This is a genomic window from Oleiphilus sp. HI0043 (assembly GCF_001634935.1).
This window is the reverse complement of the sequence record NZ_LWEY01001755.1, coordinates 32,373-52,484: the sequence shown is the minus strand read 5'-3', so window position 1 is coordinate 52,484 and position 20,112 is coordinate 32,373. Positions and strand designations below refer to the sequence as shown.

The 20,112-nt window shown below is 43.5% G+C and carries 23 protein-coding genes; 15 read left to right on the top strand and 8 right to left on the bottom strand.

Annotated elements, in window-relative coordinates; genetic code table 11:
* Positions 1-59: 59 nt before the first annotated feature.
* From A3729_RS27045 to A3729_RS27035, 3 genes are all read right to left on the bottom strand, one after another.
* Positions 60-707 (bottom strand): TetR/AcrR family transcriptional regulator, encoded by a 648-nt coding sequence (locus A3729_RS27045; protein WP_068508712.1) that lies wholly within the window; start codon positions 705-707, stop codon positions 60-62.
* A gap of 91 nt (positions 708-798) precedes the next feature.
* Positions 799-1,599 carry an ion transporter gene (locus A3729_RS27040; RefSeq protein ID WP_068508713.1) on the bottom strand — a complete coding sequence of 267 codons (801 nt, stop codon included), beginning with the start codon at positions 1,597-1,599 and terminating at the stop codon, positions 799-801.
* Positions 1,600-1,675: 76 nt separating this feature from the next.
* A complete protein-coding gene (locus A3729_RS27035) occupies positions 1,676-2,899 on the bottom strand; it encodes a DUF445 domain-containing protein (protein WP_156490115.1) in 1,224 nt (407 codons plus the stop codon).
* Positions 2,900-3,156: 257 nt separating this feature from the next.
* On the opposite strand from A3729_RS27035, the gene aztA reads away from it, so the two are divergent.
* From aztA to hisI, 3 genes are read left to right on the top strand one after another with little or no spacing between them, the layout of a single operon-like run.
* Positions 3,157-3,888: a zinc ABC transporter ATP-binding protein AztA gene (gene aztA / locus A3729_RS27030; RefSeq protein WP_068552545.1), complete on the top strand. Its 732-nt coding sequence runs from the start codon at positions 3,157-3,159 to the stop codon at positions 3,886-3,888.
* A 3-nt stretch (positions 3,889-3,891) separates the two neighbouring features.
* Complete coding sequence (locus A3729_RS27025; RefSeq protein ID WP_068508719.1) at positions 3,892-4,758, top strand: metal ABC transporter permease; 867 nt, start codon at positions 3,892-3,894, stop codon at positions 4,756-4,758.
* A gap of 24 nt (positions 4,759-4,782) precedes the next feature.
* Positions 4,783-5,184 (top strand): phosphoribosyl-AMP cyclohydrolase, encoded by a 402-nt coding sequence (gene hisI, locus A3729_RS27020; protein WP_068508721.1) that lies wholly within the window; start codon positions 4,783-4,785, stop codon positions 5,182-5,184.
* A gap of 30 nt (positions 5,185-5,214) precedes the next feature.
* Here hisI and A3729_RS27015 read toward each other — a convergent pair whose 3' ends face one another.
* The 3 genes from A3729_RS27015 to A3729_RS27005 form a co-directional block, all read right to left on the bottom strand.
* Positions 5,215-5,904, bottom strand: a complete 690-nt coding sequence (locus A3729_RS27015; RefSeq protein ID WP_068760715.1) for an ABC transporter substrate-binding protein — start codon at positions 5,902-5,904, stop codon at positions 5,215-5,217.
* Positions 5,905-6,052: 148 nt separating this feature from the next.
* The gene (locus tag A3729_RS27010; protein ID WP_068508725.1) at positions 6,053-6,373 is read right to left on the bottom strand and encodes a site-specific integrase; all 321 of its coding nucleotides are present in this window, start codon (positions 6,371-6,373) and stop codon (positions 6,053-6,055) included.
* Positions 6,374-6,512: 139 nt separating this feature from the next.
* Positions 6,513-6,776, bottom strand: coding sequence for an acyl-CoA-binding protein (locus A3729_RS27005; RefSeq protein WP_068508728.1), 264 nt, complete (start codon positions 6,774-6,776; stop codon positions 6,513-6,515).
* A 170-nt stretch (positions 6,777-6,946) separates the two neighbouring features.
* Between A3729_RS27005 and A3729_RS27000 the strand changes: the two genes are divergently transcribed.
* Positions 6,947-7,438 carry a DUF4442 domain-containing protein gene (locus A3729_RS27000; RefSeq protein ID WP_068508730.1) on the top strand — a complete coding sequence of 164 codons (492 nt, stop codon included), beginning with the start codon at positions 6,947-6,949 and terminating at the stop codon, positions 7,436-7,438.
* Between the two features lie 27 nt (positions 7,439-7,465).
* Here A3729_RS27000 and A3729_RS26995 read toward each other — a convergent pair whose 3' ends face one another.
* Positions 7,466-8,917: a PLP-dependent aminotransferase family protein gene (locus A3729_RS26995; protein WP_068634046.1), complete on the bottom strand. Its 1,452-nt coding sequence runs from the start codon at positions 8,915-8,917 to the stop codon at positions 7,466-7,468.
* 173 nt (positions 8,918-9,090) lie between these two features.
* Here A3729_RS26995 and A3729_RS26990 point away from each other — a divergent pair, with 173 nt between their 5' ends.
* The 11 genes from A3729_RS26990 to A3729_RS26940 all read left to right on the top strand — a co-directional run bounded on the left by A3729_RS26990 (position 9,091) and on the right by A3729_RS26940 (position 17,927).
* Positions 9,091-9,324, top strand: a complete 234-nt coding sequence (locus tag A3729_RS26990; protein ID WP_068508732.1) for a DUF1127 domain-containing protein — start codon at positions 9,091-9,093, stop codon at positions 9,322-9,324.
* A 136-nt stretch (positions 9,325-9,460) separates the two neighbouring features.
* Positions 9,461-10,891, top strand: coding sequence for a rhomboid family intramembrane serine protease (locus A3729_RS26985; RefSeq protein WP_068553377.1), 1,431 nt, complete (start codon positions 9,461-9,463; stop codon positions 10,889-10,891).
* Positions 10,892-10,893: 2 nt separating this feature from the next.
* Positions 10,894-11,508: a histidine phosphatase family protein gene (locus A3729_RS26980; protein ID WP_068508738.1), complete on the top strand. Its 615-nt coding sequence runs from the start codon at positions 10,894-10,896 to the stop codon at positions 11,506-11,508.
* A gap of 143 nt (positions 11,509-11,651) precedes the next feature.
* Entirely contained in the window at positions 11,652-13,061 is a 1,410-nt protein-coding gene (gene hemN, locus A3729_RS26975; protein ID WP_068553376.1) for an oxygen-independent coproporphyrinogen III oxidase, read from the top strand.
* A 96-nt stretch (positions 13,062-13,157) separates the two neighbouring features.
* Positions 13,158-13,811, top strand: a complete 654-nt coding sequence (locus A3729_RS26970) for a helix-turn-helix domain-containing protein (RefSeq protein ID WP_197469823.1) — start codon at positions 13,158-13,160, stop codon at positions 13,809-13,811.
* 13 nt (positions 13,812-13,824) lie between these two features.
* Complete coding sequence (locus A3729_RS26965) at positions 13,825-14,766, top strand: alpha/beta fold hydrolase (RefSeq protein ID WP_068553375.1); 942 nt, start codon at positions 13,825-13,827, stop codon at positions 14,764-14,766.
* A gap of 19 nt (positions 14,767-14,785) precedes the next feature.
* Positions 14,786-15,136 carry a hypothetical protein gene (locus A3729_RS26960; protein WP_068508746.1) on the top strand — a complete coding sequence of 117 codons (351 nt, stop codon included), beginning with the start codon at positions 14,786-14,788 and terminating at the stop codon, positions 15,134-15,136.
* A gap of 256 nt (positions 15,137-15,392) precedes the next feature.
* On the top strand, positions 15,393-16,136 hold the full coding sequence (phbB, locus tag A3729_RS26955; protein ID WP_068508748.1) for an acetoacetyl-CoA reductase: 744 nt from the start codon (positions 15,393-15,395) through the stop codon (positions 16,134-16,136).
* Positions 16,137-16,156: 20 nt separating this feature from the next.
* Positions 16,157-16,486, top strand: coding sequence for a phasin family protein (locus tag A3729_RS26950; RefSeq protein ID WP_068553374.1), 330 nt, complete (start codon positions 16,157-16,159; stop codon positions 16,484-16,486).
* A gap of 172 nt (positions 16,487-16,658) precedes the next feature.
* Entirely contained in the window at positions 16,659-17,243 is a 585-nt protein-coding gene (locus A3729_RS26945) for a Crp/Fnr family transcriptional regulator (RefSeq protein WP_068508752.1), read from the top strand.
* A 108-nt stretch (positions 17,244-17,351) separates the two neighbouring features.
* Positions 17,352-17,927 carry a DUF5610 domain-containing protein gene (locus A3729_RS26940; RefSeq protein WP_068553373.1) on the top strand — a complete coding sequence of 192 codons (576 nt, stop codon included), beginning with the start codon at positions 17,352-17,354 and terminating at the stop codon, positions 17,925-17,927.
* Between the two features lie 95 nt (positions 17,928-18,022).
* Here A3729_RS26940 and A3729_RS26935 read toward each other — a convergent pair whose 3' ends face one another.
* Entirely contained in the window at positions 18,023-20,047 is a 2,025-nt protein-coding gene (locus A3729_RS26935) for an NADPH-dependent 2,4-dienoyl-CoA reductase (RefSeq protein WP_068508760.1), read from the bottom strand.
* Positions 20,048-20,112 lie beyond the last annotated feature (65 nt).

The window sequence follows — 20,112 nt, the reverse complement described above, 5'->3', positions numbered from 1 at the left end:
TAGGGTATCGCACGGATTGCGATACCCATTCTATTTTCCCCTCTACGTCAATTCAGTCGCTAAGCTTTTACCAGACCAACTAAGCCCGCCACCATATACTCACTAATAATATTGATATAAGTCTCTAAATCTGTATCTTCTTGGCAATGCAAACCGCCATTCCAAATTGTACTAATCGCGCCATCAAAGGTCGCTTCTAAGCCCATCATTAAGTGCTCAATGGGCATATCAGGAAACATCCCACTCTTAATACCTGGCTCCAGTATTGAGCCAATGTAGGAGGCAAATAAATCGTCTAATTGGTCAAACTCGGCCCGTAATTCCGGGGTGAGGCGTTCTCTAAAGTCGACACGCTTACAATAAAACGAAACCCGCGCTTCAGCCGGATTATCAAGAAATTGCGCAAAGGAAGCGCGAATAATTTCACGAATGATATCTATTGCTTCTGAATGTGGTGGTAGCGCTTCGTAAGAGGCCAGCATACGACGCAAAAACGAGATTGAAATCTGAGCGTAAATCTCTTCTTTACAGGTAAAATGCTTATAAACGGTCCCTTTGCCTATCTCTGCTTTTTTGGAAATCTGCTCAACGGTCACAGTTTCCCAATGTGGGTTCTCAAACAAACTGATCGCCGCTTTGAGAATTTCCTGCTCCCTCTTAGCAAACTCAACCTGCTTTCGACTTAAGCCTTCACTTCCTTCCGACATTACACTCTCACAAACTTCAATTACGAATTAATTCAATCAGCCAGCTAGGTGACCGATAGTCATTAAGTCTAGTTCTAAATTCACAGCTATTCTAGTTTTTCTTAAGATCCACAATCATCTGTTTCATGCTTAAGATTTCAGCTTGAAGGTCACTAATAGTTGGCTCATCCTTTTTACTTTCTTGCCGCGCTTTAGCATGCTCTTCTTCCATCACATTAACGACAATACCAATTACCATATTGAGAAATGCAAAGGCTGTAAAAAAGATAAACGATAAGTAGTATATCCAGCTGAAGGGGTACACCTCCATCGTTTCATATTGAACATCAGTCCAATCTTCAAAGGTCATCACCCTAAACAAGGTCAGCATGGAAATAGCAATATTTCCCCATAAGTCAGGATTAATTGTTTGGAATAAAAAGCTTCCGACAGCAGCATAGATATAAAAGATGATAAACATCAAAAGCATGACATAGCCCAGCTGTGGCAAGGCCTTGATTAAAGAGTTAATCAAGATGCGCAACTCAGGAATCACCGATATCATCCTCAAAACTCTGAACACTCTGACCAAACGAGCCAACAATGCCATTTCAGAGTCGTCAATTGGTATCAGACTTATTACCACCACCAGCGTATCAAATACGTTCCAACCGCTTTTAAAGAAGTGCCGCTTATTTGGCTCAGCAACAAAACGAATAACGATTTCAACCAGAAAGAACAGGGTGATAAACAGATCCAGCATTTTGGTGAATGCTATGGCCTGCACAGGCAAATCGTAGGTTTTTGCGCCAATTTCCAAGGCGGAAATAATAATGATAAAAATAACAAAGAGCTCAAAAGCCCGATTGTTCTTGAGTTGGTAAAAAAGAGACTGTAGCGAAGAATAATTCATTAACTGCGTAAACTATAAAAAACTTGGATTAGGTAATACTTGACGGCTATTTTACCGAAACAGAGGAAATAGTCACTTAAAGACTCTGACCAAATATATAAGCAAGCTGAGCCAAGCCAGCCATGGCACCAAGAATACCACCGATAATGATCAGTTTTATCTCATCTTCCTGAAAACAAGGCCTTAGTAGATCCTGAAATTCTTCAGAAGGGAGCTCCTTCATTCGTTGCGCCATGATATCCTGTACAACCTTGGCCCTCTCCTGGTTAAACAAAGGGTCACGCAGCGTAGTTTTTGACAAATCTACTGCCTTCAATCCGGCATCTTCTTTGAGTTCAGCAAAGCCTTTCGGCCCCATAGCGGCTTGAGTAAAAGGCTTAATCAAACCAACCGTATCATCTACCATGTTTTCAAAATGTCTTTGAATAATAGCCCTTGTACGCTTTGCTTCCGGCCCTTTCAGCATGGCTTGGGCGATTTGATCAACTGTCAGGATTTCTTCAGTAATGATTTTACAAAAAGACTCTGATACAGAGTCTTGCCGCTTTAAAAATAAACCGTGTATTGTCAGGCCTAAAAACTTAAAGGGCTTAACAGGCCGGAAAATCATATTCAACGCCACCCAGTTAGTCGCCCACCCCACCAAAAATCCGCATACTGGCAAGATCCACGGGTAGGGTAAGAAGTACCAAAGTATTAACTGGGGAAGCCCAAACAAAAAGCCAAACCAGAGGCCGCTTTTTATAATAAAGCGAAACTCCTGAGCCCCGCATTCGAGAAAGATTTTATTCAGCAGCGTTTTATCATCTTCCAGCTTCTCGATAACCATCAGCTTAAGATCAAACAATGACTCTATCTTTGGCCCGATATCCTCGACAAGATTCTGCATAATTCTCGGCAGTTGACTCTTTACCCTCTCATAAACCAGCTCTTTAACGGGTCTTGGTAGATTTTGCCAAAGCGTTCGATGGCGCTTAAGCATAATTTCATCAACTAGTTCTTCAGTGCGAGGAGCAAGTGACTCGAGAATATGCTCGCCAATTAGAGCAGGGCTCATTTGCTCAACAATATCAGAGACTGAGCCAATTCTGGACAAGGTTGAATCAACACTGATTTCCGCCATCTTCCTAGCCTTTGAGGGAATAATTCCCTGCCAGCCAAAAATGGGCCGAATGCCCCAGAATTTGATCGGATAAAAAGTAAGCTTAATGGCTAACCAGTTGGTGATGAATCCAACAATTCCCGCAATTAAGGGAATGCTTGCCAACTTGAGTAGCTCGAAGTATGAGTTCACTTCCATAATGACAGATACGTTTTGTAATTGTTATTTGGGAATAATCGTCGCGCTCAGCCCCAATAATTTAACGCTTCAAGGCCAGCCAGATTGCAATTTAGCATGCTATCACATAGGATTCACGGATTGTGTTCTACTTTAATAACAGGCTGATTATGTCACGTCGAAGCTTACTGGAAATTGGCCTTGTTCAACGCCTTGCCCTCGCGGCCTCGCTAAGTGCAGTACTAATTTATTGTGTCTACAGTGTCACCAGGTAGATAATGATTTTATCTTTCCGAAATCTAACGCTCGGCTACGAAGCGCACCCCGCTGTTCACCACCTTTCTGCCAGCATTGATAAAGGCATGCTTGTTGCCCTTGTTGGGCCTAACGGTGCAGGTAAATCGACACTGCTTAAAGGTATTATGGGGCAACTTGCTCCCTTAGAAGGTGATATTCAATTTGGACCCGTCGAGAAAGATGATATTGCTTATCTTCCTCAACAAAACATGGTCGATAGAAGCTTCCCTATTACAGTTCAGGAAATGGTCGCTCTTGGCGCCTGGAAACATATGGGTGCTTTCGGGCGATTACGTAGCAAGCATAAAAAGCAAGTCGCACAAGCGCTGCAGCAACTGGGTTTATCAGGGTTTGAAAAACGCTTGATCGGATCTCTTTCAGGAGGGCAAATGCAGCGCGTTTTGTTCGCACGCTTGCTCGTTCAAGAAGCCAACCTAATATTATTAGATGAGCCTTTTACCGGCGTAGACAGCCGAACAACACATGACCTACTACACTTGATTCAACACTGGCATGAACAGGGTAAAACGATTGTTGCAGTACTCCATGACCTTGAGCAAGTAAAGTCTCACTTCCCACATTGCCTTTTGTTATCGCGAGAGCCCATCGCTTTTGGGCCAACTGCCGGCGTATTGACTGAGCAAAACTGGCAACGAGCACGACAACTCAACGAAGCCTTTGATGAAAACGCCGTGTATTGCGGGGCTCACTAACAGATGTTCGATCTTTTTATTGCGCCAATTTTAGACTTCTCATTTATGCAACGCGCTATCGTTGGCTGCCTTGCGATTGCGATTAGCGCAGCGCCTATTGGCGTTTTTCTGATGTTAAGACGCATGAGTTTAACTGGCGACGCCATGGCACACGCAATATTGCCCGGTGCAGCGGCAGGCTTTTTTCTGGCCGGCTTATCTATTCAGGCAATGACCATCGGCGGGATTATCGCAGGCTGCCTTGTTGCGCTATTTTCCGGTTTCGTCTCTCGTATGACCGATGTCGCTGAAGATGCCAGCATGGCTGCCTTTTATCTTATTTCTCTGGCAGCAGGCGTCCTGATTATTTCAATTAACGGTAGTCAGGTTGATTTACTACACGTACTTTTCGGTTCCGCGCTGGCTTTGAACAACGAAGCTTTATATTTGCTTGCCGGGGTTTCTACAATTACCTTAATTACACTTGCTCTGCTGTTCAGACCGTTGGTTCTTGAGTGTATGGACAGGCTTTTCCTGCAATCAGTCAGTCGACTAAGTCCAATTGCTCACTTTGCCTTCCTGGTGCTAGTTGTTCTAAACCTTGTTGCCGGCTTTAACGCCCTTGGTACCTTAATGTCTGTGGGTATGATGATTTTGCCTGCAGCCTCTGCAAGGTATTGGGTCAAGAGCCTCGATATGATGCTTTTGGCGTCCTCTTGTTTTGCAATTCTCTGTTGTTATATCGGCTTACTCTTGTCATACCATGCTGGCTGGCCAACCGGGCCGGCGATCATACTGACACTTGGTATGCTCTACGTCTTGTCGTTTTCATTAGGACTTAATGGTAGCCTTTTATCTCGACTTGCCAAACCCAAACATCTCAGCGCATAACTCGTAAATATAGGTAATTTAAATATGAAGTCCTGGTTTAAATCGATCGAAAACGATGCTGAAGGCACCTCCTATCCCTTAGATAAAGTATTAAACGAACTAAACTTCTCTGAAGAGGGTTTAATACCCGTAATAGCCCAGGACCATGAGACGAGAGAGGTGCTAATGTTTGCCTGGATGAATCGCGAGTCATTAAAAGAAACTCTCGAAACCTCCAAGATGTGCTATTGGTCCCGTTCGCGAAAGTCTTTATGGCGCAAAGGAGAAAGCTCTGGCCACTGGCAAAGCCTGGTATCGATGAGAACGGATTGCGACGGTGATGTACTACTAGCCCTGGTCACACAAGATGAAGCAGCTTGTCACACTCATCGTAGAAGTTGCTTCTACCTGAAGTTTGAGCAAGGCGAGGTGGTCATCGCCTCATAAGCTTTCTGCTTTCTGCTTTCTTCGTTTACATCAGTGCTGATACAAATTACTTAAGTGGTCGTATTTATCCAGGATTTCTTGATAGCGACCACTTGATTTAATTTCTGACAAACCACGATCAAAGTCATCTCTGACCAGCTTATCTCGGAATAAAAACGGGTAATGACTTGGTTTAAATAAGGGGTGAAATCTGACCTTTTGACTAAAGCGCTGCTTTGCCAAGCGAGAGTAGCGATCTCCCTGATTTGCCTTATACCAATAATATCCAAAAATACTCTTATCCATCACGATAAAATCAAGCTCTCTGATAAAGAGTAGATTTATCTGAAAATCTTGTTTTGGAACTTCTTGATAATGCCGGTTTGTGCGTGCCATCACAGCATATTCTTTACCCAGAAAGTCTTTCGCTTTTTGAAAACCTACAACCGTTTTATCTTGAAGAAAAGACATAGATATATCTTCAGGGTAGTTCTTGGATGCCAGACTTATTGCGTAGTTTTGAAATGTCACCACGGCTTGGGACAAATAACCACTCTTAACAACATTGGCCTTTGCATTCATCACGGCATCTAACTGCGCATCATCAAACAACTTATATGCTCGCTCAAATGGCACATAAACCGGACGTATATCATAACGCTCAGGATCGAGGCTCGCTCGCAATATATCTAACTCGATGCCTGAGTCAGTTTCTTTAATCACCCAAGGAGGAATTGACATGCTAATGCCAATCTCAAATGGCTGAGGAGCATCTGATTGTACTGTGGAAGGGTCCTTGGCATGCAAGGATAATGAGACACTAGATACTAAAAAGGCGAAAAAAGCGTAGATGAATCTAAACATTGCTTCCTCCGCCTGATAATGAAAATTAACTATCCTTGGGAACTATCTCCGTCCTTTTCAAAGGCTTCTTTAAAACCTTTTCATATAAGAATAATAGTGCTTCTCGAGCTTGATTCAAGCGCGCGCGGGAAAGAGACATATTTTTTACCAAATAGCGTAAAAACTCTTTCACATTAGATTCACTTAAATAACGCGGGCTCCGCAAATCATAATAAGCTAAATACTGCGTAATCCAGTGCTGGTAAGTATGAATGGTTCTGGCACTCAAATGTTGGTGCTTTACCGCTTCAGCCAAGTCTACTGACAACCCCGGTTGACATTCGTCCAATGCAACTGCTGTACTCATATTGATTCCTTTTACTGCTTATAGAGACCTATATGCTTCTTCACTTTCCTTGTGTTGATCTCTTATAATTATTATCTTTTTTATCGTGGACACTGCTATTAACCAGCCTGAGACACAGACTGGTTAGAGACGCTGTAATTTACGCCTTTAATGTTTCAACTTCATTAATGTATTTTTGCATTGCCGCATCAGAAGTCGTTCCTTTCAACTCTTCCCATGCAACATATTTTGCACGTGCAACGAAGTCCATCATACCTGGCTTTTTACCTGAAACGTCACCTTCAGTTGCTTGCTTATACAAAGCATACATCTGCAACTTCTGCTCGTTTGAAAGCTGAACGTCACCTTCCGAGTTTTGAACAAAGTTTACGGTATCTTCAAATTGTTGCTTTAAATCGCTCATAACTTACTCCTGTTAATTTGGCGCGATTATAACTCGCTTAAATACAGATCGGTAGCTCTATAGGTAAAACCACTTTTCCATTTATGTGTATAATCTCACAGTTTTGATAAGTATCTACTTTATCAATAAGATCTAATTTTCTGTTTTCACTAATTTTTGGAGACCACATCTTGGCCAAGAAAAATAAGCTAAATAAAATTGTCAGTAACATTAATTCCTTGCCATCTTTCCTTCGCTCAACAGCGCTGTCTACTTTTTTTGGAAAGATGGTGAAGTTTACCGGCACTGCTGGAATTACAATTGAAGAGCTCAGCTGCGAACGAGCAGTGATTACACTAAAAAATAAAAAGAGTGTGCAAAATCATATTGGTTCAGTGCATGCTGTCGCCAGTATTCTGATCGCAGAGTCTGCTACCGGATATTTGATTGGTATGAACGTACCTGATAGCGCTGTCCCTGTGATCAAAACAATCAAAGCTGACTATGTAAAACGCGCCAAGGGCGACATGAAAGCCGTTGCAACGCTAAGCAAAAAGCAAATTGCTGATATCCAAAAACTCGAAAAAGGTGAAACCACTGTAAAAGTCAGTGTGACAGACGCTGAAGGCAAAGAACCCATTCTTATGGAAATGGTTTGGGCCTGGACACCTAAAAAACGTTAAGCTCTCCACTTAAAAGCTGAGCAAGTGTTATGTGAATCTGCTTAGTTCAGCTTTTAGTATATTCCCCAAAATCACAACAGCTTGCTCTCGCTCTCTGGTCCATTCATGTGCATAACTTAACCGAATATAGTTATGGTACTTACTCGAATCGGTTGAAAAGATTTCTCCTGGCGCAACAATGACGCCCTCGGCCTTAGCCAAATGGTAGAACTCTGTGCTATCTACACCATCAGGCAACTGTATCCATGCAACAAAACCTCCTTGCGGCTTAGTGATGCGTGTTTCTTTGGGAAAGTGTAGCGCAATTAAATCTAGCAACCTATCGCGCCTCTGGCTGTAAACTTCACGAGCATGCCTCAAGTGACGGTCAAAGCGCCCTCTAGACAAAATATCGGCAACCGCCAGTTGGGGTAAAGCAAAGTGACTGGAGTTGCTTAAAAAACGTTGGTACTCAATTTTTTCCCGATATCGCCCTGGCATCACCCAGCCGACACATAGCTGAGGGTCAAGCACCTTCGAAACTGAAGAGCACAGCAGAATTCGGCCATCCTTATCATAAGATTTAACAGCTTTTGGCCTAGCATCACTGTATGACAGCTCTCCGTAAATATCGTCTTCAATCATCGGTAAATCATATTTTTCTAAGAGCTTCGCCAACTTGAGCTTCGCAGTTTCTGGCATCAAGGCTCCCATGGGGTTGCTATAGCTAGGAACTGATAACACAACTTTTACGGGCCACTGCTCGACTGCCAACTGAAGCGCGTCGATGCTCATTCCCCTTACCGGATCTGAAGGAATTTCAAGCGCTTTTAGCCCCAAAGATTCGATTAACTGTAACAAGCCATAATAGCCTGGCGACTCTACCGCAACCACATCACCTTTTTCACACAGAGAGCGTAAACACAATACAATGGCCCCTTGGCAGCCAGCAGTAATAATAATTTCATCAGGTGACACTAACATGCCCGCATCAGAAGCACGTCTGGCGAGCTGCTTCCTTAGTTGAGGACAGCCTTTTCCTGAGTCATAGCCAATGCCGAGAAACTTCTCAGTCCGCACAAGGTTTGCAAATGATTTTTTTAGTTGTTCAATAATAGGGAAGTCACTTGCCGGGACCGCTGCACCGAAGCTGACATTGTTTGGTTCTGCCGAACTGGCCAGGACGTCCATGATCAATTCTGAAGTGGTGACTTCATCCGGGCCGCAATCAGAGACAGAGTTGTGGATATGGTCTTTAGATAAATGTTCTACCGGCGCACTGAGCGCAATGGCTTTAACATAATAGCCAGACTTTGGCCTCACCTCAATCAGCCCCCAGTCCTCTAGTAAACCGTAGCTCATTAAAACAGTCGACACACTGACCGAGCGCTGTTTCGCTAATTCCCGAACAGAAGGAAGCTTATCCCCCCTAGCAAAAGTACTTTGCCGAATCTGCTCAGCAAGGTCATTTGCTAACAATTTATAAATAGGCTGTTTCATTGTTGTGCTCCCAGAACCATAACAGTTGTTCAAATATTATACTTAACAGTTCATTCATACTACATCTGTTATGGCTAATTTAGTTAAATTCTAAATCTGTTACGTATCAGACAACCTCCGTATAGTATTCATCTTCAAGCCCTATCATTATTAGTATTGCGAGGAAAGATACGATGAGACATGAAATACTCCCTTCGCCACAAGGTCTTCACAATTACTCAGGCTCATTAAAAGGCCTCACCAATCTATGTCTACGATTTGCCAAGCAATTACACTCGCTAGCATGGCGACTGGAGATACACCGACAACGTAAAAAGCTGCTTCAACTGAGTGATGCTCAATTAAGAGATATTGGCGTGTCCCGACAAGAAGCACAACTCGAAGCAAGTCAGCCTCTATGGAAGTAGAGGCTTAAGCCGTCAAATACCAGGAGGCAAATCACCCTGCTTTCTGTTATAAATAGGCTTCGTATCGGTATAAGAGCATTAAGCTGCCGTCTAATCGTGCAATGCTTATTAAAGATGGGTGAAAACAAAATACTCCATGTCTATCAAGAAAACTCCTTTTCTTACCTTGCTTCTGTCGCTCACATTGTTGATTAGCGTCTTATACGGGCATAAGCATGATGAACAACAGTGGCTATCTATAAACAAACATTACCAACAAGATTTATTAGCAATCGAAGCCCCCATTTTTTTTGATTACCTTGATCGTAGGCTAAACATAGAAGGCCTGGGTTCAGCCCAAAAGATTGATAGCTTAAAAGCTGATTTTGAAGATGGTGAGTCGCTTCCTACGATCAAAGCTATCTTGGAAGATTCAGCTTTTTCCTCCTATATCAAGCAGAATGGCAGCATGTTTCTTGAGAAAGCCATACTGGAAACATGGCATGAGGAGCGGCTTATAATTGAGCAAATGTATCGCGCCACCAGTACAAACTTACTTGGCCTTTCTGCTCAAGACTTCAGCATCAGACAGATCCTCACTCATGTTTTCGCACACCCCTCTCATCCATTGTTTATTTTAGTATTTCTATGTTTTTCAGTTTTATCCTTCTACTTTGAAAAGCGCTTTGGCGCCTTTAAGCTGTACTGCTATTTTCTGTTTTCGATGTTTATTTCTTCACTCACCTATCTATTATTCACAACCAAAAGCAATGCCGTCTTAGTTGGGCCTCTTGGTGCTATCTATGGCCTGGCAAGCCCGCTAGTGTTAGACAAACTAAAGAATTTCCAAGCCAAAAGAGAGTCCTTGCAACCCTCAAAATCGGCCTTATTCATGTTACTAATGCTTACTCTAAGCTTAATCACCTATACCGTTTTACATACGCTCGACCAACCTAGGCCTAGCATATATCTTCTTGCAAGCATGCTGCTTCCGGCACTCTCAACAGGCATTTTCATGAGCTTAAGCATGAAAGTTGCAGCGAAAGAAACCCCAAAAAACAAGCCAAGAATAACTGCCTCCGTTGATTGGGAGTACAGAGCAGAGCTTTCAAAAGCAATGGAATTCCTATCGCGCTTCGAGTTCAATACTGCACGCCAGTTATTGCGATCACTGGGTGCTAAATATCCCGAATCACGAGCAATATTGGAGCAGCGTTACAACTTGGCAAAATTGCATACTGAAGACTCGAGCTATTGGAAGCATGCACAGAACCTTATTGAACTGTGTGTCCGTAAATCAGACTACGAAAGAATTTGTCGATTATTTTCCGACATTCAAAAAAATGCTGCTAGTAAAAAAAGGGCTCAAGAATGCTTACAGCCCGAGCACTATCATAAGATGATGATGCTTTTTATTAAACATGGAGACCTGCCTAAAGCTGAGCAAGCCTTCTTGTTTCTCGAACTTGCTGGCAACCAACATATTACACAAGATGCTTGCCTCTTGCTTATTCAGGAGTTCAAAATAAGGCATACTGCTGCTAAACAACAGCAATATGAAATGCTACTCGAGCGACTCAAGGCTTAGTTATGAAAGCAAGCACTTTCGACCTAATCAGACATGGCGAACCCGTTGGTGGACAACTACTACGAGGTTCACAAGACGACCCCTTATCAGACTTGGGCTGGCAGCAAATGCACGACAGTGTAGGGGGTCATAAACCCTGGACCCGGATAGTGACTTCACCATTAAGTCGCTGTCAGGCCTTTGCCAATAAGCTAGGGGAAGACCTAAGCCTCTGCGTCGACATAAACCCGATGTTTCGTGAAATTTCCTTTGGTGAATGGGAAGGAAAGAGCGTCAAAGAACTGATGAAACACGACCCAAAGGCATTAAGAAACTACTGGGAAGACCCCGATAATCACGCTCCCCAAGGCTCCGAGCGAATGTCTGATTTCATTCAGCGTATTCATACAGCTTGGGAAGCCTTAGTGCTCGAATATCAAACTGAGCATACTTTACTTGTATGCCATGGGGGCGTTATCCGAGCTATATTAACCCACGTACTAGGTATGCCTAGTGACAGGCTTTGGAATATTGATGTACCTTATGCCAATGTAAGCCGACTCGCTTATCATCACTTTCCCGATGGCGGCCATACTGCTCAACTTAAATTTCACCAAGCACGCTTCTCTCAAGACTAAGCTCCACCTTTCTTCGTTCTGCACCTGAAGATGCACCTTTTTCGAGTATTTTTTGTACCAGTCATTTCCCTTGACGCACGTCAAGGCAGCTTACGCCTAGTGCGCATAAACTGATCCCCTAACAATGCAGGAGGAATGGATAGATGAAACCGCTTGAGGTGACCGAAGACTTGGCGCCCTTACTAAACAAATACGACGTTTACGGGCCAAGATACACATCTTATCCAACTGCACTTCAGTTCAATGATAACTTTACTGAAGCTGACTATCGTACTCATGCTCAGGCAAGTAACCAGTTGCCTGTTCCCAAGCCTCTTTCTGTTTATATCCACATTCCATTTTGTAAGTCACTTTGTTACTACTGTGGCTGCAACAAGATTGTGACGCACAAGCAGCAGCTAGCCACTGACTACCTCGATTATCTATATCGGGAAATCGAAATGCACGGCAAGTACTATGCTGACGACCGTTTACTGCAACAGATTCATTTTGGTGGTGGCACTCCCACATTTTTAAGCCCTCAGCAATTACGTGAAGTCATGGAAGTGCTGGCACAATCCTTCCACCTAGGTCTTCCTGACTCATTAGAAATTGGCATTGAAGTTGACCCACGTACAGTCACACCAGAAGAAATGACCGAATTAGTGACCATGGGCTTTAACAGAATCAGTATCGGCGTTCAGGACTTTGACCCTGAAGTGCAGAAAGCTATCAACCGTGAGCAAAGTAAAGAGCAGGTTGAAGCGGTTATCCAGTCAGCTCGCGATAACAAAGTTGATTCAGTATCTATTGATATTATTTACGGCCTGCCAAAACAGTCTCGCGCAAGTTTTTCGAATACGCTTGATGAAGTCATTCGTATTAAACCGGATCGAATCGCACTCTATAATTACGCACATATGCCTCAACGCATTCCGGCGCAAAGGCTGATTCACTCAGGCGACCTTCCAGGAACAGCAGAAAAACTTGAAATATTCACCGATAGTATCCAACGCTTAACTGAAGCGGGCTATATCTATATCGGTATGGATCACTTTGCACTACCTACTGACAGCTTGGCTAAAGCCCTTGATACAGGTGGTTTGCAGCGTAACTTCCAAGGCTATTCTACACATGCAGAATGCGATGTAATTGGTATTGGTGTCAGTGCTATCAGCCGGGTCAATGATGGCTATAGCCAGAATGTCACCGAAGTATCCAAGTACAAAACCGCCGTTGATAAAGGACACTTACCTATCAAACGCGGCGTTAATCTCAATACCGATGACCGCATCCGTGCAGATCTAATCCAACAAATTATGTGTGACGGTGTCGTTGATTACAGTGACTTCGGTGACGGTCACGATATTTTTTTCCACCGTTATTTCAACAGTGAACTCAGTAGCTTGAATGACCTCGCAAGCGATGGTTTGATCGAATTAAGTGACCAAGGATTCAAGGTGACACCCAAAGGAAGAATCTTTCTGCGGAACATCGCTATGAAATTTGATGCATATTTTAATCAAACAACTCTACAGAATACTGAGCAACCACGGTATAGTAAGACACTATAATTAAAATTTTATGGTGATTTACGTATGCCGAGCTCGAATTCTGTGGCATCTCCGTCCTTTTTAAAGTGCGGACAATGCTCTCTTGGAAAACTTTGCTTGCCAGTAGGGTTAGACTCAAATGATATGGTTTCGTTAGAAAACATTATTGAGCCTTCGTCCCCCTATAAAGAAAACGAGACCGTCTACCAGTCAGAACAACACTTTGAAAGGATCTACGCCGTTAAATCGGGCATGTTCAAAACCGTGGTTATTGATGCGAACGGTAATGAGCATATTGTCGGTTTCCACCTGCCCGGTGAACTTTTCGGCTTGGATGCGATCTACCCACAGAAGTATATTTCAACAGCTATTTCTCTTGGCACTTCCTCTGTCTGTGGTATTAACTACAACGATTTAGAAAGCCTTGCAGCGAAACTTCCCTCCCTACAGCGCCAATTATTTAGCTTAATGAGTAAGGAAGTACATACTTCACAGTCAATGACTGTGGAACATTCTGCTGACCAGAAACTAGCCGGTTTTATCCTCGCATTATCTTCTCGCTACAAGCAACGCGGTTATTCCGATACTCGAATTAACCTCATGATGCCGCGTCGCGATATTGCTAATCACTTAAATATGGCCGCCGAAACGGTTAGCCGTTTATTTAAGCGTTTTCAAAAAGAAGGCTTGCTAGAAATTAAGCGTACAGACTTACACATCATCGATATGAATGGCTTAAAAGAACTCGCAGGCTGCGCTTCGGCTTGTTAAACAAGGAGCGCGCGTGAGTAAACTTAAAGTCTTTTTGTTTGTCTTTGTCCTTTCTCTGGTTTCAGTCAATATCGCAAGCGACTACTATCGCGATGACCTTTATCGTTTAGCGATCGAGTTTGAAGCCTCAAAAGCAAACCTTCTACCTAAAAAAATCTCGATTGAAGGCAAACCTTACGCTTATCTGGAAAACTCTCGCCAAGATAAGCTCGGCACAATCATCATGCTGCACGGCTTTAGCGCCAATAAAGAAAACTGGATACGTTTTTCTGAACCGCTAGCTGACAAGTATCACCTTATCGCTCTAGATTTAATGGGCCATGGTGATAGCACTATCGACATGAGTCAGTCTTACTCCATCGTCGAGCAAAGCGCATTCGTAAAACAGTTTGCAAGTGCCTTGAATCTCAAACGCTTCCATCTAGTCGGTAATTCTATGGGAGGCGCCATTTCATCACTTTACGCAGCAACCTACCCAGAGCAGGTTCTATCGATAACCCTAATTAGCCCTGCGGGTATCCATGATATTCCCTCAAAAATGGATGAGCTTTTATCTCAAGGTATCAACCCCCTAATCGCGTCAAACACTGATGAGTTCAACGAGCTTATGGACTTTGTAATGGAAGATAAGCCTTTCATACCCGACGTTATCACCAAGGTCGAAGCAGAAAAGTCCATTCGTCGCCTGGAAATCAATCAGAAAATATTCAAAGATATTCGTAGTGACTTGGGCAAGGGGCTGGAGCAAAAGTTCACCAGTATCATTGCGCCTACTCTAATTATTTGGGGTGAACAAGACAGGGCTATTAACGTAAAAAACATCGACAAATATACAAAATTAATCTCTGGTGCCCAACAGCTGGTACTCGAAGATATTGGCCACCTTGCCATGCTTGAGGCTCCAAGTGTTTCCGCAGAGGCAATGCTTGAGTTTTTACCCAAGCCTTCTTCTTAATACTACGTATAGAGTTAAAATGAACAGCACAATCAAGGAAAAAAAGGACTACCTGTTGCATTGGATGTATGACTTTATCGAAGATGATGAAGAGCCAGCATACTTGGCGCAGCATGTAGAGGAGTGCGACCAGCTAATTACAGCATTTATCCATGATGTGACTAGCAATCACCAAAACAATGATTTTTCTTGGGTTTCTACCCAAATTGAGTCTTTGGTGAAAAAACTAAATGACCTGAACTTCAAACTCGACCATCAGCTAATTGAGACCGACCAACGAGAAGATATTTGCGCCCTGATTAAACTAGTTGTACAAAGCGCTGGCCACGAGTATTCCGAAGATATCACTGAGCGATGGAGAACGTGGTAAATACCTCAGTACCACTATTGCAAACCCAAAACCCCTCTTTGTATATATTTTGATCTACATCAATTATCTTTACTATTAATCAACCCTTCCATCCGCCATGTGATTCACATCAAAGCTTTCCCTAGTCTCTAGCTTCATGATGAGAAACTATAAGAACGACAAAAATCAGGTACATGCCGTAGAGTTTCAACTCTGTTACCTCTCTTTTCTTTCGTTTTCCGATTTTTGAATCTGAACTCACGATTAGGAGGCATATATGTCTAATGTAAACGTTGCTTTTGTCACGGGCGGAACCGGTGGAATAGGTACTGCGATCTGCCAAACACTACATGATGAAGGCTACACCGTTGTTGCTGCATCCAGCAGCCAAGAAAAAGCCGACAACTGGCAAGCGCAACTCAAAACACAAGGCTATGACATTAAAACCTGTGTACTGGAGGTTGCTGATTTTGACAGTTGTACCCGCAATATTCTTGATATTGAAGAAAGCATTGGCCCCATTGCAGTTTTGGTGAATACCGCTGGTATCACTCGCGATACCAGCTTAAAACGAATGTCACCACAAAAATGGCAAGAGGTCATTGATGTGAACCTGAGTGGAACCTTCAATACTTGTCGGAATGTCATCGAGTTCATGTTGAAACGCCAATACGGGCGAATTATTAATATCTCTTCTATCAACGGTGAAAAGGGCCAATTTGGTCAAGTGAATTACGCTGCCAGCAAAGCTGGCATTCATGGTATTACCATGTCACTAGCGCAAGAAGTAGCCAGCAAAGGCATTACTGTTAACACTATTTCCCCTGGTTATATAGCAACTGAAATGGTGATGGCGGTCGAAGAGAGTATAAGAAACCAAATTATCGCCCAAATTCCGGTCGGCAGGCTGGGTGATCCAAAAGAAATAGCGAGACTTGTTGCTTTCTTATCAGACAAACAGTCTGGTTTTATCACTGGATCAAATCTTTCCATTAACGGCGGTCAGCACATGCACCACTAGTAAATAACAAGGAGACATACATGAACGAATTTATCGATTCATTAAGCGAACAAGCGAAACGCTTTGTTGAGCCTGCAAAAGAAGTGAATAGATTGCTACTGAATAACGTAGGTGAGTTAGTTGATATTCAAGCGCAAGCCTTTGCAAACTACGCTGAAATGGGTATAGCCCAGGCAAAATCGGCATTAGAGATCAGAAATAGCGATTCACTGAACGCCTTTGTAGAGCAACAATCTGAATTTTCTGAGACTGTTCAAGCTCAGTTTAAGGGCGATGCAGAAAAGCTTACTGACTTGGCTAGCCAAACCGCTGAGGGCTTAAAACAGGTGTTTTCTAAAGAGACTGTATAAGCCATTCAACCTCAGTATAGTAAGTTCAACTATCAGGGGCGACTAACGCGCCCCTTATTTTCTTCGCTATTTCTAATTCTAAAAAACATTCATCAAACTGCTATTTGTTCACGTTTGATAAAAAGACTACTATAAGCAGCTCAAAACAAATGACCAGTGAAAAGGAAGCTAAGTGAACCAGCATATAGCCAAAATGCGACACATGCTTGAGAAGAAGTTCAAAGCAAACTTAGCGGAATGGGACCGTTTCCTAGATTTTTTCCATGTTCAAGAACTCGATGAAGGTGATCATTGGATTCGAGCAGGGGATGCCTGCGAAGAGTTTTTCTATATTTCTGACGGCATTCTCAGGCTCTACTATGTCGACCAAGAAGGCAACGAAGTAAACGAAGGCTTTTATGAAGAAGGTCAAATGCTGGGCCCCATATCAAGCTTCGTAAATGGCACACCCTGCCCCTATTATATTCAAGCACTCGAACCCGCCAGCCTTGTTGTCGCGAACTACCATCAATTTCATTCCTATGGTTATGATGATCCCGAGTTATTACGTTTCGAAATCACCTTTATGCATGAACTCTTCGTACGCAATGCTAAACGCGATGCCAAGCGGCTACTCAATAACGGTGAACAACGTTACAAGTGGTTTTGTAAAGAATACCCTCACTTCCTGGAGCGCATCCCCCAATACCATATCGCCTCGTTTCTCGGCATGACGCCCGTTAGCCTGTCCCGCCTTCGAAAAAAGTTTTCTCAATAGCCTCAGCTAGCCATCTATAAGGAACAAATACTTACCAAGTTTTGCTTGCTGCTCCCCACGCACTGGTCAATAATTAATCAAGACCTACCGCTACTGAGGAGTGTTCATATGCCTGTTAGCCAAATCGACACCCGACTTAATATATCGTCCGTACCTGAAAAAACTACTTCTAGTGACGCAAGGTCTTCACCGCAAAGTGATGGCACAGAGCAAATTGGTCAAGTAGAGGCCCTTCGCAAAGAATTCAATGCTGCCGTGTTGAATGCTAACTACGAAGTTAGCCTCAGCGTCAAGAACGAACCTATGAGCCTGCTTTATCAGACCGCTATCGATGCGATCAATAAAGAGCTAGAAGGTGACTTTGGCGAAAACTCAATCCAGTCCGGTTATGAGCAAGGCCTGGACGTCTCACCCGAAGCGACAGCGGGCCGGATTGTTAATTTCTCGACTAGCCTGTTTCCACTTTATCAACAACAACACCCTGAATTGAACGAGAGTGAGCAAGTCGAAAAGTTTGTCGATATTATTAGCGGTGGTATTGATACCGGATTTTCTGAAGCACGCGAGATACTCGATGGATTAGGAGTGTTAGAAGGTGAGATTGCCGAGAATATCGATAAGACCTATGACTTGGTTCAGGAAGGCTTGCAAGCCTTCAAGAAGCAGTTTGAGGTGCAGGAATAGCTTAATTATTCTCCCACCAGCACGCGAATGGCACAAAAAAGCCGAACTAGGAAACTCTAGCTCGGCTCTGTTTGCTGCTTGTTTATCTAAAGACTTTAGATATCCAATGCCAAACGCGTACCCTGATTAATTGCACGTTTTGCATCAAGTTCTGCAGCCACATCAGCACCACCAATCAGGTGATATGGCTTATTCAAGCCCTCAACTAATTCACGCAGTGGCTCCTGGCCCGCGCACAAGATAACGTTATCCACATCAAGTACTTTCTTCTCACCTGCGACATCAATGTGAATACCTTGATCGTCCACTTTCTCGTAAGTACAGGCAGGTATCATGTTGACGCCTTTGTTATTTAGACCCGTGCGATGAATCCAGCCTGTTGTTTTTCCTAGCTTCGCGCCAACTTTAGACTTCTTACGCTGTAATAAGTAGATTTCTCTAGCAGAAGGGCTAACTTGCGCTTCAACGCCCTCAATGCCACCACGAGCCTCTAGCGACATATCAACACCCCATTCTTTCATAAAGGCTTCGATATTTTGGCTTGTTGCTTCACCTGAGTGGGCTAAGTATTCCGATACATCAAAACCGATACCACCTGCACCGATTACCGCTACTTTCTTACCCACTTCTTTCTTATCGCGAAGTACATCGATATAACTCAGTACTTTAGGGTGATCAATACCCTCTATTTCAGGTGTACGTGGGCTAATACCGGTAGCTAGAATAACTTCATCAAAATCGCCCTGATTTAAGTCCTCTGCTGTCAAACGCTGACCAAGCTGAAGGTTTACACCCGTCTTCTCGATCATCTTGCCAAAGTAACGGATCGTTTCGTAAAACTCTTCCTTGCCGGGTACTTGCTTAGCAATATTGAACTGCCCGCCAATTTCATTTGCTGAATCAAATAAAGTTACTGTATGTCCACGCTCAGCTGCCGACGTCGCAAATGCTAAACCAGCTGGGCCCGCGCCAATAACAGCCAACTTCTTAGCCGTTTCTACTGGAGATGAAGCAAACTCTGTTTCGTGACATGCCTTCGGATTCACCAAGCAGCTAGTTAGCTTGCCGCTAAATACGTGGTCAAGACAAGCCTGGTTACAACCGATACAAGTGTTGATCTCGTCGCTCTTGCCCTCAAAAGCTTTCTGAACAAAGTCAGGATCCGCAAGGAATGGGCGTGCCATCGACACCATATCGGCATCGCCACGCTCTAGAACTTCTTCAGCCACTTCCGGCGTATTAATACGGTTAGAAGTGATCAATGGAATATTAAGCTCTTTTTTGAACTTAGCGGTTACCCAAGTAAATGCTGCGCGCGGTACTTTTGTCGCAATTGTTGGGATACGTGCTTCATGCCAACCAATACCAGTGTTGATGATGGTTGCACCTGCTTTTTCAATCGCCTTACCTAGCTGTAGTACTTCTTCATAGCTGCTTCCACCCTCAACCAAGTCGAGCATAGACAAACGGTATATAATAATAAATTTTTCACCCACGGCTTCACGTGTACGACGCACGACTTCTACAGCCAAGCGCATACGGTTTTCGTATTCGCCACCCCATTGGTCATCACGCTTATTAGTACGCTTCGCTAAGAACTGGTTAATGAAATAACCTTCTGAGCCCATGATTTCAACGCCGTCATAACCACCTTTTTGAGCATTAACCGCTAACATTACGATATCACTGATCTGCTTTTCGATACCGGCTTCATCAAGTTCTTTTGGTGGAAAAGGGTTAATCGGTGCCTGAACAGCAGAAGGCGCAACCAAATTAGGGTTAAACGCATAGCGACCCGTATGTAGAATCTGCATACAGATCTTACCACCCGCTTCATGAACGGCATCAGTAATAGTTCGATGTGCTAGTGCGTCTTCTTCTGTCTTAATTGACTTGGTATGAGGATGCGTAGCACCTTCCTGGTTTGGACCAAAACCGCCCGTAACAATCAGGCCAACTCCACCGCGAGCGCGTTCTGCAAAGAAAGCAGCCATTCGTTCATGGCCATCTTTTTCTTCTTCCAAGCCTGTATGCATTGAACCCATCAAAACACGGTTTTTTAAAGTCGTGAAACCTAAGTCCAATGGCTTTAACATATTTGGATATAATTCTGCTGACATCTCTCTCTCCGCTGACGCTTTTAATTTTTTCTTAGGTTCATTCCACCCTCATCATTCCCACATAC

Bases quoted from the DNA above. Each gene is read 5' to 3' on its own strand.
- aztA (WP_068552545.1), top strand. From the start codon at position 3,157: ATGATTTTATCTTTCCGAAATCTAACGCTCGGCTACGAAGCGCACCCC.
- A3729_RS27005 (WP_068508728.1), bottom strand. From the start codon at position 6,776: ATGAGCGATTTAAAGCAACAATTTGAAGATACCGTAAACTTTGTTCAA.
- hisI (WP_068508721.1), top strand. From the start codon at position 4,783: ATGAAGTCCTGGTTTAAATCGATCGAAAACGATGCTGAAGGCACCTCC.
- A3729_RS26985 (WP_068553377.1), top strand. From the start codon at position 9,461: ATGTCTATCAAGAAAACTCCTTTTCTTACCTTGCTTCTGTCGCTCACA.
- A3729_RS27025 (WP_068508719.1), top strand. From the start codon at position 3,892: ATGTTCGATCTTTTTATTGCGCCAATTTTAGACTTCTCATTTATGCAA.
- A3729_RS26960 (WP_068508746.1), top strand. From the start codon at position 14,786: ATGAACAGCACAATCAAGGAAAAAAAGGACTACCTGTTGCATTGGATG.
- A3729_RS26935 (WP_068508760.1), bottom strand. From the start codon at position 20,047: ATGTCAGCAGAATTATATCCAAATATGTTAAAGCCATTGGACTTAGGT.
- A3729_RS27010 (WP_068508725.1), bottom strand. From the start codon at position 6,373: ATGAGTACAGCAGTTGCATTGGACGAATGTCAACCGGGGTTGTCAGTA.
- A3729_RS27015 (WP_068760715.1), bottom strand. From the start codon at position 5,904: ATGTCAATTCCTCCTTGGGTGATTAAAGAAACTGACTCAGGCATCGAG.
- phbB (WP_068508748.1), top strand. From the start codon at position 15,393: ATGTCTAATGTAAACGTTGCTTTTGTCACGGGCGGAACCGGTGGAATA.
- A3729_RS27040 (WP_068508713.1), bottom strand. From the start codon at position 1,599: ATGAATTATTCTTCGCTACAGTCTCTTTTTTACCAACTCAAGAACAAT.
- A3729_RS27045 (WP_068508712.1), bottom strand. From the start codon at position 707: ATGTCGGAAGGAAGTGAAGGCTTAAGTCGAAAGCAGGTTGAGTTTGCT.
- A3729_RS26950 (WP_068553374.1), top strand. From the start codon at position 16,157: ATGAACGAATTTATCGATTCATTAAGCGAACAAGCGAAACGCTTTGTT.
- A3729_RS26995 (WP_068634046.1), bottom strand. From the start codon at position 8,917: ATGAAACAGCCTATTTATAAATTGTTAGCAAATGACCTTGCTGAGCAG.
- hemN (WP_068553376.1), top strand. From the start codon at position 11,652: ATGAAACCGCTTGAGGTGACCGAAGACTTGGCGCCCTTACTAAACAAA.
- A3729_RS26980 (WP_068508738.1), top strand. From the start codon at position 10,894: ATGAAAGCAAGCACTTTCGACCTAATCAGACATGGCGAACCCGTTGGT.
- A3729_RS26990 (WP_068508732.1), top strand. From the start codon at position 9,091: ATGAGACATGAAATACTCCCTTCGCCACAAGGTCTTCACAATTACTCA.
- A3729_RS26940 (WP_068553373.1), top strand. From the start codon at position 17,352: ATGCCTGTTAGCCAAATCGACACCCGACTTAATATATCGTCCGTACCT.
- A3729_RS27035 (WP_156490115.1), bottom strand. From the start codon at position 2,899: ATGGAAGTGAACTCATACTTCGAGCTACTCAAGTTGGCAAGCATTCCC.